Origin of the sequence: Actinoplanes sp. NPDC051343 (assembly GCF_044455125.1) — a bacterium.
Classification (GTDB): Bacteria; Actinomycetota; Actinomycetes; order Mycobacteriales; family Micromonosporaceae; genus Actinoplanes.
Genome location: NZ_JBITEL010000003.1, coordinates 447566 through 459453, shown reverse-complemented (window position 1 = coordinate 459453; position 11888 = coordinate 447566). Strand labels below are relative to the sequence as shown.

Genomic DNA, 11888 nt, shown 5'->3' with positions numbered 1-11888 from the left:
AGCCCACCTCCTAGACTTCGGACCCATGCTGACGATGCAGGACGCGCTGGCCCGGCTGACCGCGTACTGGACGGAACAGGGCTGCCTGACCGTCCAGCCGATGAACACCGAGGTCGGCGCGGGCACGCTCAACCCGGCGACGTTCCTGCGGGTGCTCGGTCCGGAGCCGTGGCGGGTGGTCTACGTCGAGCCGTCGGTGCGGCCCGACGACTCGCGTTACGGCGAAAACCCCAACCGCCTGCAGACCCACACCCAGCTCCAGGTGATCCTCAAGCCCGACCCGGGCCACCCCCAGGAGCTCTACCTGGGCAGCCTCGAGGCGCTCGGCATCGACGTGAAGGCGCACGACGTGCGGTTCGTCGAGGACAACTGGGCCTCCCCCGCGCTCGGCGCCTGGGGTCTGGGCTGGGAGGTGTGGCTCGACGGGCTCGAGATCACCCAGTTCACGTACTTCCAGCAGGCCGGCGGCATCAACCTCGACCCGGTCAGCGTGGAGATCACGTACGGCATCGAGCGCATCATCATGGCGTTGCAGGACAAGACCCACTTCAAGGACATCGAGTACGCGCCGGGGATCTCGTACGGCGAGGTGTTCGGCCAGGGCGAATACGAGATGTCGCGCTACTACCTGGACGACGCCGACGTCGCCGCCAACCGGCAGCTGCTCGAGCTGTACGCGGCGGAGGCGCAACGCCTCATCGACGCGGGGCTGCCGGTGCCCGCCCACACGTACGTGCTGAAGTGCTCGCAGGCGTTCAACGTGCTCGACGCCCGCGGTGCCGTCTCGACCGCCGACCGGGCGGCCGAGTTCGCCCGCATGCGCCGGCTGGCCGGCGACGTGGCCCGGCTCTGGGAGGCCCGCCGCGCGGAGCAAGGGCATCCGCTGGGTGAGGTCCAGGCGCTGCCGCCGGCCCGCCCGGTCGCGCTTCCGGCCGAGCGGGCGCAGCCCCGCGCCCTGGTCTTCGAGATCGGCACCGAGGAGTTGCCGCCGTCCGAAGCGCGCACCGCCAAGAACTACGTGCACAAAGCGGTCACCGATGGCCTGGCCGCGACGCGGCTCACTCACGACGAGGTCCGGGTGTTCGCGACACCCCGGCGGTTGGTCGCGGTGGTCGGTTCGGTCGCGGCTCGCGAGTCCGATTCCGTACGCGTCGTGCGTGGCCCCAAAGTCACGGCCGCGTACGCCCCCGACGGCTCCCCCACCAAGGCGCTCGAGGGCTTCCTGCGGGGCCACGGCATCACGGCCGGCGAGGTCGAGGAGTCCGACTTCAACGGCGTACGTCATGTGACCGTGAGCCGGCACGAAGCCGGCGGCGCGGCCGCCGAGGTCCTCGCCCCCCTGCTCGCGAAGGTGGTTTCCGGCCTGCGCGGCGCCAAGAACATGCGGTGGAACGATCCGCAGCTCAGCTACAGCCGGCCGATCCGCTGGCTGACCGCCCTGTGGGGCGACGACGTCATCCCGGTCGCGGTCGGCACGATGGCGGCCGGCCGCACCACCCGGGTGCTGCGCACCGCGGCCCAGCCGGTGGTCGAGGTGGCGTCGGCCGAGACCTTCATGGAGACGTTGGCGATCAACGGCATCGTCGCCGACCCCGAGGACCGCGAAGAGCTGATCGTCACCGGAGCGCAGGACAGCGTGTACCCGGACGGTCGCGTCGACGTGGCCGGGGAGGCCGCGCTGATCGAACAGATCACCTACCTGGTCGAGGCCCCGGCTCCGCTGCTCGGCACGTTCGACGAGAGCTACCTGACGCTGCCCGAGGCGGTGCTGACGACCGTGATGCGCAAGCACCAGCGCTATCTGCCGGTACGCTCGGCCGAGGACGGTTCGCTGCTGCCGATGTTCGTGACCGTCGCCAACGGGCCGGTCGATCTCGAACTGGTCCGGGCCGGCAACGAGGCGGTGCTGCGGGCCCGTTACGAGGACGCCGCCTTCTTCTACCGCGCCGACCGGCAGGTGCCGCTCCCGGCGATGCGGGAACGCCTGACCCGGCTCACGTTCACCGACAAGCTCGGGTCGATGGCCGACCGGGCGGCGCGCATCGCGGGCGTGGCCGCCGATCTGGCGTCGCCGCTGAACCTCTGGTCGGCGACCCTGGAACGGGCATCCCAGCTGGTCAAGTTCGACCTGGGCTCGCAACTGGTCACCGAGATGACGTCGCTGGCCGGCGTCCTCGCCCAGGACTATGCGGAGAACGCGGGCGAGACCCCGTCCGTCGCAACGGCGATCTTCGAGGCGGAACTGCCCCGCAACACCGGCGACCGGCTGCCGTCGTCGCTGCCCGGCGCGCTGCTGTCGCTCGCCGACCGGCTCGACCTGATCGCCGGCCTGGCCGCCACGGTCGGCCTGCCGACGGGCAGCAGCGACCCGTTCGCCGTACGCCGGGCGTTCCTCGGCCTGATCGCCGTGCACCGCGCCCTGCCTGCGCTGTCCGGGCTGAGCCTGACCGACGGACTGGCGTTCGCGGCGGCCCGGCAGCCGGTCGTGGTCAGCGAGGACGTGCTGCTGTCGGCCCGCGAGTTCCTGGCCAAGCGGCTCGAGCAGGTGCTGGTCGAGGAGGGCCGGCCGGTCGACCGCGTACGGGCCGTGCTGCCCCACCACGCCCGCCCGTCGGTCGCCGACCGGCTCCTCTCCCAGCTCGACTCCCTGGTCCTCGACCCGGACTTCGTACGCGTGGCCGAGGCGCTGCAGCGCTGCCGCCGGATCGTGCCACCCGACACCCCCGACTCCTACGACGAGTCGGCGTTGGTCGAGCCGGCCGAGCTGCGGCTGCACGCCACGGTCGCCGAGGTGGCGGCCGAACTGTCGACCCTGGACGAACCCGACCTGGTCCGGTTCACGGCCATCACCCGCCGACTGGCGGTGCCGCTGGCCGACTTCTTCGTCGACGTCTTCGTGATGGACGAGAACCCGGCCCTGCGGGCTGCCCGCCTCGGCCTGCTGGCCACGGTCCGCGACCTGGGAGCCGGGCTGCTGGACTGGTCGGAACTCCGCCTCTGAGAGCGCAGCTAGTCGTCGACGAGGATGCCGATGCGGGAGGCGAAGTCGGGGCGGGTCTTCCCGTAGGTTTCGATCAGCCGGTGGGCGCGGTCCCCGCTGAGGAAGTAGCGGAAGACCTTCTGCTCGCACAGCCGGATCGCGACCTCCAGGTGCAGATCGGTCCAGTCGTGGGTGTCCAGGATCGGCCCGACCACACTCAGTATGTTGTCGTGGCCGGCCAGGCCGGGGTGCGCGAGGATGCAGCGGAGAACCGCCTCGCGCGTCCGGGAGTCGATGTCGCGGGCGACGATCACGCCGACGATTTCCATCACTACGTGCGGGTCGGCGTCCCGATCGAGTTCCACGCACCGGAGCAGCAGTTCGCCGGCACCCGGGAACTCGTCGGTCCAGGCCTCCGCCCGCCGGTACAAGGCGTCTCGGTCGGCGCGGCCCAACTCGCGGTCGTACTGGAGGCGGAGAAAAGCGCCGAGCACGTTGACCGGCGCCTCGCCCCGCGGCAGGTAGACGAGGTCGCCGGCATAGGCCATGCCGGCCTGATGCAGGGGCTCGACCGCGTGCTGCTGGAAGTCGTCGGTCCGATCGCAGCTGAAGTGCGTTTCCCTCCGCACCTGCCGTCCCTCGTCGAGGAACATCCAGGTGCGGGCGTCCCCCAGCGCGTCCTCCTCCGGCCGTTCGACGCCGAGCACCCAGTTCATGTCGACCGGCGGGACGGTCGTCGGCACGTCCAGCCGCAGGCTGAGCGCGACGTCCCGGTACCGGTCGCGCCGGACACGGTCGACCTGTACATGGTCGAGCAGCCCGCCCCAGCCGCTCGGGCCCGCCTGGGAGTGCCAGAGCAAAGCCAGCTCCTTCCAGGAGCGGACGGTCCGGATGCCGTACGGGTCGTCGGCCTCGGTGGCACCGGACAGACGGCCGGCGGTGACGTCGGTCGTGCACAGCATGAGGATCAGCAGGTTCGAGGTGTGCGCGGCGATCCGGGCCGGCACGGTCAGTCGGCCCGGCAGGTAGGCGTCGAAGACGTCGGGCGGGCGGGGCTGCTGGGCCGCGCCGAAGAGCCGGACCAGAAGGCCGGCCCAGTCGGCGCGGTCCTCCTGCGACAGGTCACCGGCCATGCCGTGCACGAACGCGACGACTTGGCGGCGGCCGGCCAGCGGCGCGAACGACAGCAGTGCGCGCAGGAGGGCGTCGTCGACGGCCACGCCGGTCGCGAAGGTGGACGCGCGTTCCCGGGCCACCATGTCCCGTACGATCCGGTGGATCAGCCGGGCGACCAGGAACTCGCCGAACGTCGCGTGCAGGAACTCGAACGCGGACAGCCCGAGGCCGTCCCGGGTCGCGCGAGCCCGGTGCACGAAGAAGAACGACCCGAGGGCCAGCTCGGCGGCCCGGATCGGCGCCCGCAGACCCGCTGGTGGCGACCCGGCCGGATCACCACCGGCCAGCCCGGGCAGGGCGCGCAGGTCGGCGTCCAGCTCGTCCTCGGTCACCCACTGCGCACCCCGGTTGAACATGGCGAACGCCACCACGCTGAGCTTGCGGAGCTCCAGCTCGGTCCGGCGGTCACGGTCGCGGACCGGCAGGCCGGCGCCCCGCTTCTCGACCTCGCGCCGGGCAAACCGTTCGAGGAGACGCTCGTACAGCTGATCGGTGCGTAGCGTCCCGACGTCGCGGAGGCTGTTGCCCTCGGCGTCGTAGACCGCCAGCATCAGCAGGAGCAGCGGCTGGCCGGCCAGGTCCGGATAGCGCAGGACGGTCTCCAGGTCGACCTCCGCGGCGTTGGTGCGGTTCCACATGTCGAGCCACGCGCCGACCCGGGCGCGGTCGAACGGCTCCAGCCGGACCGCCACCGCGCCCTCGGGCGCCTGGGCCCGGTCGGCGACGCTGATGCGGCTGGTCACGATCACCGCGACCGGGCGGCCCTGGTCGGCCTCCCGGCGCTGGAAGGCGGCCACCCGCAGCAGGTAGTCGGTCTGACTGACCCCGGTGGCCTGGAGCAGCTCGTCGAAGCCGTCGAGGATGAGGACCGGGAGCGCCTCGCCGGCGGAGCGGCTCAGCGCCGGCCACTCGACCCGCTCACCGGTGTCGATCCGGACCGCTTGCTCGATCTGTTCCTGCACGTCGGCCGCGGCGTGCACCGACCGCAGCTCCACCAGCACCGGCAAGAAGTCGCCGGCGGGCAGCCGGGCCGAGAGGACACGGGCGAGCACCGACTTGCCCGAGCCGGGCTGCCCCAGCACCAGCATCGGCGCGGCCGTCAGCTCCGGCGAGGTGAGCCGGGCGGTGAGGAACGCCAGCAGATCGTTACGAGCGGGACGCCTCTCCCACCAGTCCTCGCTGCTCAGCGGCGCCGGGCCGGTCACCTCGGCGACGCGGTAGGCCTGGGCGACGAAGGCCCGGCCGAGCGTGGGGAGGCGAAGCCCCGGCGGCACCTCGCCCGCCTCGGCGATCGGCCGGTCGAGCGCCGCCGCGTAGGTCCGGGCGAGGCCCGCGCGGCGGTCGTCCGGTGCCCGGCCGACCGCGATGGCCTCGAGCACTTCGCCGAGAGCGGCCAGCCCCGCGGTGGTGTCCCGCAGCCGGGCGTGCATCGCGTTGTGCTCGCGTATGCCGGCCCAGAACGCGACTTCCGGGAACTCGGCGGCGAGCCGGCCGAGCAGGCTGTCGAAACGTTCCACGGCCGGTTCGGCGAGGTCAGCCAGCGTGCGTTTCGCCTGGTCGAGAGCGAACGGGCCGAGGTGCTCCCAGACGGTGAGCCCGGAACCGAAGTCGGTCACCACGGTGGCCAGTTCGCGGTAGAAGCCGGTCAGCCGGGCCCGGAACTCCTCGTGCGACTCGGCCGGGCCGGGAGCCGGTGCCGCCGCGATCCGCGCGGCGCGGGAGGCGAGCGACTGCTGCTCGGCCGGGCTCAACCGCAGGCCGCCCGGGTCGAGCGGCACCTCGGCCTCGGCCAGGACTTCGAAGAACGCGGCCGTCACCAGGACGACGTGGGCGGCTCGGAGGCGTTCGGAGCGTTCGTGGCGGGACAGCGAGCGCTGCCGCTCGACCAGGCCGGTGATCAGGTGCTCGGTGATTTTGCTCAGCTCGGCCTTGGCGTCGAACCAGCCCAGGACGTCACGGAACGGGCCGACCAGGGCGATCATGCCTGCCCCGATCAGCACGTCGACCAGCTTCTGGATCTTCGCCGTGTCGCCGCCGAGCATCCGCGCCGCGTCGTGGTAGCTCAGCGCCGGGCCCATAGGGACAGTATTACTGGATGCGGGTAGCCCGGTTGGCTCGTGCGGCGCCGGCCAAGGCCAGGATGACCATGAGCAGGATGCCCGGGAAGACCGTGGCCTTGGGGGCGCCCAGCAGCACCGCCGCGCCGCCCGGGACGGCGAGCAGGCCGCCGAGGATGATCGCCGGCGCCGCCGCGCGGTTGCCCTGGCGGAAGGCCTCCTCGCTGCGCATGGTGGCGGCCGTGCGGACGCCGACCAGCCGGTTGCGGGGCAGTCGGCCGGTCAGGCCCAGGGCGCCGGCCAGCGCGACCACGACGCCCGCCACGATCACTATCACCGCACCCGCCATGCGGCCCAACCTACTCAGCTGTTTGGGGGTCAGCCGGCTGAAACCGCCCGCGGGAGGGTCGCAGTCACGCTCCAGCCGCGGTCGGGGTTGGGGCCGGCGGTGAAGACGCCGCCCAGGAGGACGGCGCGTTCCGAGGTGTCGTCGGCGGCGACCCGGATCTCGATGCGGGTCGCGTGCCGGGCGTGCCGCCGGGCGTTGGTCACCGCCTCCTGGGCCGGCCGGAACAGGGCCGCGCCGACGGCCGGCGGGAGGTTGTCGAGATTGCCGTCGATCGCCAGGTGGACCGGCGGCCCGGCCAGGGCCGGGGTAGCCAGGCGGGCCAGTTCGCTCGCGTACGGCCGGGCCGGGTCAGGGCCTCGAGGACGGCCGGCGCAGCGAACACGCCGACGATCGTCCAGTCGCGACCGGAACGCCCGGGCGCGCCGGGCGGGCGAGGCTCGTTGACGAACGACCGCATGAGACTCCCCGATGAAAATCGCCGACACATCGGCGCGGGTCCCCCGGACAGGTGACCTGTTTCGACGCTTACCGAGCCGTTCCGGAACACGCCACACGATCTTCTTCTGACGGACGGTTGAGGCCGGTCGACTGCCCACGGGACGCCCGGCGACCGTCGCCGGGCGCGAAGCCCCGTGGAGAATCTGTGGCAGACCGCCGCCAGGTGCTGCGGATGGGCGCCGCCGCCGCCGCCGCGCCCGCCCTGACCGCCGCCGTGGCCACGCCGGCCCTCGCGCACGGCAAGACCACGCACACGCTGGTCATGGGTCATCGCGGAACCGCCGGATACCGCCCCGAGCACACCCTCGCCTCGTACGAGCTGGCCGCCCGCATGGGCGCCGACTACATGGAGCCGGACCTCGTCTCGACGAAGGACCACGTGCTGGTCTGCCGGCACGAGCCGGAGATCGGCGGCACCACCGACGTGGCGGCCCGGCCGGAGTTCGCCGACCGCAAGCGGACCGTGCTGCTCGACGGCGTCAGCACGACCGGCTGGTGGACGCACGACTTCACGCTGGCCGAGCTGAAGACGCTGCGCGCGGTCGAGCGGCTGCCCGCGGTCCGGCAGCACAACACGATGTACAACGGGTTGTTCGAGGTGCCGACGTTCCAGGAGATGCTCGATCTGCGGGCCCGCCTGTCGAAGGAACTCGGCCGCGACATCGGCGTGATCCCGGAGACCAAGCACCCGACGTACTTCCGGCGGCTCGGCCTCGAGCTGGAGACCCCGCTGGTGCGCGCCCTCGACCGCAACCACCTCAACCATCGGAGCGCGAACGTCTGGATCCAGTCGTTCGAGGCGCACAACCTGCGCGACCTCAACGACCGGTACCGGGTCGACGTCCACCTGGTCTTCCTGACCAGTGCGGCCGGGACACCGTTCAGCGACCCGCGTAGCTACGCCGACTATCTGACCCCGGCCGGGCTGAAGGAGCTGTCGACCTTCGTCGACGGCATCGGACCGGACAAGGTGCAGGTCATCGGGCGCAATGCGGACGACACGCTGGGCAAGCCGACGTCGCTGGTGCACGACGCCCACGCGGCCGGGCTCAAGGTCATCCCGTACACCTTCCGGGCCGAGAACCAGTTCCTGCCGGCCGACTACCGGGTCGGTACCGACCCGAACGCGTACGGCCGGGCGATCGACGAGCAGGTCACGTTCCTGAACGCCGGCGTGGACGGCCTGTTCACCGACCAGGCCGACATCGGCGTGCTGGCGCGGGCCCTTCGCGGCTGAGGCGAGGTGCGGGTCGGCCCAGCCGGCCCGCACTGCCGGCACGCCCGGGGCCCCTTTGTGCACGTGCACAATTGTGCGGCCTAGGGTGGCGGAGGGGTCCAGGAGCCGGGTGCGCGGCCCCCGACCGTACGCTCGGGAGCTGGACCGTGACCAGCGCAAGCGGACTCGCCCGGCGCAGCCGACCGCCCCTGACCTGGACAGTTGATCTTTCGGTGAAATCTTGATGAAACAGAGCCTTGACAGTCGTGCATAACTGCGTTTTGACTTGGCCGTATCCGTTGAACTTTGTTCGTTTGGTTTCATAATTACTCCCAAACGCGATAACGACCGCCGTCCCACGAGGCGGCAGGTCCACTCAGGAGGCGGTCCATGTCAAGTCCGTTCGCAAGCAACCGGTCCGGGATGAGCCGGCGTAACCTGCTCAAGGGCACCGGTGCGGTCGCCGCTGCCGGGCTGGCCGCGCCGCTGCTGGCCGCGTGCGGCGACGACGACAAATCGTCCGGCAGCTCGTCGGGCTCCGACACCAGCCCGATCACGTTCGGCTCGAACTACTCCGACGCCGCGCCCAAGGATGCGTTCGCCACGCTCACCCAGGGCGCGACGACCTCGACCAAGGTGCCGGTCACGGTCAACACGACCGACCACAACACGTTCCAGAACAACATCAGCAACTACCTGCAGGGCACGCCGGACTCGCTGGCGACCTGGTTCGCCGGCTACCGGCTGCAGTTCTTCGCCGCGCAGGGCCTGCTCACCCCGCTCGACGACGTGTGGGACAAGATCGGCGGCAACTTCAACGACGCCGCGAAGAGCCTCTCCAAAGGCCTGGACGGGCACTACTACCTGGTCCCGATCTACAACTACCCGTGGGTCGTCTTCTACAACAAGAGCGTCTTCTCGTCGAAGGGCTACACCGTCCCGACGACCTGGGACGCCTACGTCGCCCTGCTCAAGAAGATGAAGTCGGACGGCATCGTGCCGCAGGCGTTCGCCGACAAGGACGGCTGGCCGGCGCTGGGCACCTTCGACATCATCAACCTGCGCACCAACGGGTACGACTACCACATCAAGTTGATGAAGCACGAAGTTCCGTGGACCGACCCCGGCGTCACCAAGGTCTTCGACCACTGGCGCGAGATCATGCCGTACATGCAGAGCGCGGCCAACGGCCGCACCTGGCAGGACGGTGCCAAGGCGCTGGAGAACAAGCAGGCCGGTCTGATGTTCCAGGGCTCCAACCAGGTCGCCGCCAACTACGACAAGAAGAACCTCGACGACCTCGACTTCTTCGTCTACCCGGCGATCGACCCGCAGTGGGGCACCGACTTCATGGACGCCCCCGCCGACGGCTTCATCCTGCCCAAGAAGGGCAAGAACCAGGCCGCGGCCAAGAAGGTCCTGGAGTACATCGGCACCGGCGACGCCGAGGCCGCGTTCCTCAAGACCGACGCATGGGACGTCGGCTTGGCCCAGGGCCTGCAGGTGCCGACCTACAACGCGATCCAGAAGAAGTCGGTCGCCGAGATCGCGAAGTGCAAGAACGTCTCGCAGTTCATGGACCGGGACACGGTGCCGGACATGGCCAACGCGATGATCAAGCTGATCCAGCAGTTCATCGACGACCCGACGCCGGGCACGATCCAGACCATCCAGAAGAACGCCGAGTCGCAGGCTAAGACGATCTTCAGCTGATGGCAGAAACCACCATTGCTCCGGCGGCGGCGCCTCGGCGCCGCCGCCGCGGGCGTACGCTCACCCGCCGCGACAAGCTCGTCGCGGCCTGCATGCTCGGCATCCCGCTGTTGCTCGACCTCGCGTTGATCTGGATCCCGGCGCTGGGCTCGATCTTCCTGTCGTTCACCAAGTGGACCGGCATCGGCAGCATCAAGCTCCAGTCCTGCGCAAACTTCCCGACCGCACCCGGCATCCCGCAGCCGGGCTGCCTGAACGGCGTGCAGAACTACAAGCAGGCGTTCACCAACTACCCCGACTTCTGGCCCGCGGTGCAGCACAACGCGATCTGGCTCGGGGTCTTCATCGTGATCGCCACCCCGCTGGGCATGCTGTTCGCGGTCATCCTCGACCGCGGCATCAAGGGCACCCGCGTCTACCAGAGCCTGCTGTTCCTGCCGGTGATGCTGTCCCTGGCGCTGATCGGCATCATCTGGGAGCTGATCTACTCGCCCAACCTCGGGCTGATCAACACGCTGGTGCACCACAACCAGAACGACAACGTGATCGACTGGCTCGGCAACCCGCACCTCAACCTGTGGGCGCTGCTGGTCGAGGCGAGCTGGCGGCAGGCGCCGTACGTGATGATCCTTTACTTGGCCGGCCTGAAGGCGGTCGACCCGTCGCTGCGCGAGGCCGCGACCGTGGACGGCGCGACCGGCTGGCAGACGTTCTGGCGAGTGATCTTCCCGGCGATGCGGCCGATCAACATCGTGGTCCTGGTGGTCACCGTGATCGAGTCGCTGCGCGCGTTCGACCTGGTCTACATCACCAGCGGCGGCAATCCGCTGCGCGGCTTGGAACTGCTCTCGGTCGCGGTCACCCAGAACATCGTCGGCGAGACCCAGCGCATCGGCTTCGGCTCCACGCTCGGCGTCATCCTGCTGGTGATCTCTCTCGTCCCGATCTCGATCTTTCTCTGGCAGGCGTTCCGCCGGGAGGAGCAGCCATGACCGCCGTGACGACCTCGCCGGCCTCGCACACCGAGCATCCGGCCCACGCCGCGAAGCAAGGCGCGCCGATGGGCCCACGAGTGGCGAGCTGGGCGTCCCAGCTGTTCATGATCGTGATGACCGTGCTCTGGATCACGCCGATCGTCTTCGCGCTCTACGTCGCGCTGAGGCCGATCTCCGAGACCAACAAGCTCGGATACGTGTCGTTGCCGCACCACCTCACGCTGTCGAACTTCGCGAACGCGTGGAGCCAGTCCGGGATGTGGAAGTTCTTCCTCAACTCGATCTACGTCACGGTGCCGGCGGTGCTGCTGGCCCTGTTCCTCGCGTCCTGCGTGGCGTACGTCGTGTCCCGGCTCAGCTTCAAGTGGAACATCCCGCTGCTGATCCTGTTCACGGCCGGCAACCTGCTCCCGCAGCAGGTCATCATCACCCCGCTCTACCGGATCTACCTGGCGCTGGGCATCTACAACTCGTACCTGGGCCTGATCCTGATCAACCTGTCGTTCCAGCTCGGGTTCTGCGTGTTCGTGCTCAGCAACTTCATGAAGTCGGTGCCGCTGGAGATCGACGAGGCGGCATTGCTGGACGGCGCCTCGCTGTGGACCCGCTACTGGCGGCTGACGCTGCCGCTGTGCCGGCCGGCCCTGGCGGCGCTGGCGACCCTGCTGGTCACCTGGGTCTACAACGACTTCTTCTGGGCCATCACGCTGATCTCGACCGGCGACAAGCGCCCGATCACCTCGGCGCTGGCCAACCTGCAGGGCCAGTTCGTCGCCAACCAGAACCTGATCGCGGCGGCCGCCCTGATCGCGGCCGTCCCGACGGTGCTGATCTACGTGCTGCTGCAGAAGCAGTTCATCGCCGGCCTGTCCCTCGGTTCGACCAAGGGCTGACCGGCAGGCAG

At 70.1% G+C, this 11888-nt stretch carries 8 protein-coding genes; 5 read left to right on the top strand and 3 right to left on the bottom strand.

Going from position 1 to position 11888, the window contains the following annotated elements:
• The first annotated feature begins 25 nt into the window (after positions 1-25).
• Complete coding sequence (locus ACIA5C_RS12665) at positions 26-3001, top strand: glycine--tRNA ligase (protein WP_396053788.1); 2976 nt, start codon at positions 26-28, stop codon at positions 2999-3001.
• A gap of 8 nt (positions 3002-3009) precedes the next feature.
• Here the strand turns inward: ACIA5C_RS12665 and ACIA5C_RS12660 are convergent, their stop codons facing one another.
• Genes ACIA5C_RS12660 through ACIA5C_RS12650 form a run of 3 tightly spaced genes read right to left on the bottom strand, consistent with a single transcriptional unit; the run spans position 3010 to position 7047 of the window.
• Positions 3010-6234, bottom strand: coding sequence for an NACHT domain-containing protein (locus tag ACIA5C_RS12660; RefSeq protein ID WP_396053786.1), 3225 nt, complete (start codon positions 6232-6234; stop codon positions 3010-3012).
• A gap of 10 nt (positions 6235-6244) precedes the next feature.
• Positions 6245-6562, bottom strand: a complete 318-nt coding sequence (locus ACIA5C_RS12655; RefSeq protein WP_396053784.1) for an SdpI family protein — start codon at positions 6560-6562, stop codon at positions 6245-6247.
• Between the two features lie 29 nt (positions 6563-6591).
• The gene (locus ACIA5C_RS12650) at positions 6592-7047 is read right to left on the bottom strand and encodes a sensor histidine kinase (RefSeq protein WP_396053782.1); all 456 of its coding nucleotides are present in this window, start codon (positions 7045-7047) and stop codon (positions 6592-6594) included.
• 158 nt (positions 7048-7205) lie between these two features.
• On the opposite strand from ACIA5C_RS12650, the gene ACIA5C_RS12645 reads away from it, so the two are divergent.
• The 4 genes from ACIA5C_RS12645 (at position 7206) to ACIA5C_RS12630 (ending at position 11877) form a co-directional block, all read left to right on the top strand.
• Positions 7206-8297 (top strand): glycerophosphodiester phosphodiesterase, encoded by a 1092-nt coding sequence (locus ACIA5C_RS12645; protein ID WP_396053780.1) that lies wholly within the window; start codon positions 7206-7208, stop codon positions 8295-8297.
• Between the two features lie 369 nt (positions 8298-8666).
• Entirely contained in the window at positions 8667-9989 is a 1323-nt protein-coding gene (locus tag ACIA5C_RS12640) for an ABC transporter substrate-binding protein (RefSeq protein ID WP_396053778.1), read from the top strand.
• Positions 9989-10981 carry a carbohydrate ABC transporter permease gene (locus ACIA5C_RS12635; protein WP_396053776.1) on the top strand — a complete coding sequence of 331 codons (993 nt, stop codon included), beginning with the start codon at positions 9989-9991 and terminating at the stop codon, positions 10979-10981. The genes ACIA5C_RS12640 and ACIA5C_RS12635 overlap by 1 nt, the downstream gene beginning before the upstream one ends.
• The gene (locus tag ACIA5C_RS12630) at positions 10978-11877 is read left to right on the top strand and encodes a carbohydrate ABC transporter permease (protein ID WP_396053774.1); all 900 of its coding nucleotides are present in this window, start codon (positions 10978-10980) and stop codon (positions 11875-11877) included. Before ACIA5C_RS12635 ends, ACIA5C_RS12630 begins: the two co-directional genes overlap by 4 nt.
• Positions 11878-11888 lie beyond the last annotated feature (11 nt).

Excerpts from the sequence above, each read along its gene's own strand:
- ACIA5C_RS12630 (WP_396053774.1), top strand. The coding sequence starts at position 10,978 with ATGACCGCCGTGACGACCTCGCCGGCCTCGCACACCGAGCATCCGGCC.
- ACIA5C_RS12635 (WP_396053776.1), top strand. The coding sequence starts at position 9,989 with ATGGCAGAAACCACCATTGCTCCGGCGGCGGCGCCTCGGCGCCGCCGC.
- ACIA5C_RS12660 (WP_396053786.1), bottom strand. The coding sequence starts at position 6,234 with ATGGGCCCGGCGCTGAGCTACCACGACGCGGCGCGGATGCTCGGCGGC.
- ACIA5C_RS12665 (WP_396053788.1), top strand. The coding sequence starts at position 26 with ATGCTGACGATGCAGGACGCGCTGGCCCGGCTGACCGCGTACTGGACG.
- ACIA5C_RS12655 (WP_396053784.1), bottom strand. The coding sequence starts at position 6,562 with ATGGCGGGTGCGGTGATAGTGATCGTGGCGGGCGTCGTGGTCGCGCTG.
- ACIA5C_RS12640 (WP_396053778.1), top strand. The coding sequence starts at position 8,667 with ATGTCAAGTCCGTTCGCAAGCAACCGGTCCGGGATGAGCCGGCGTAAC.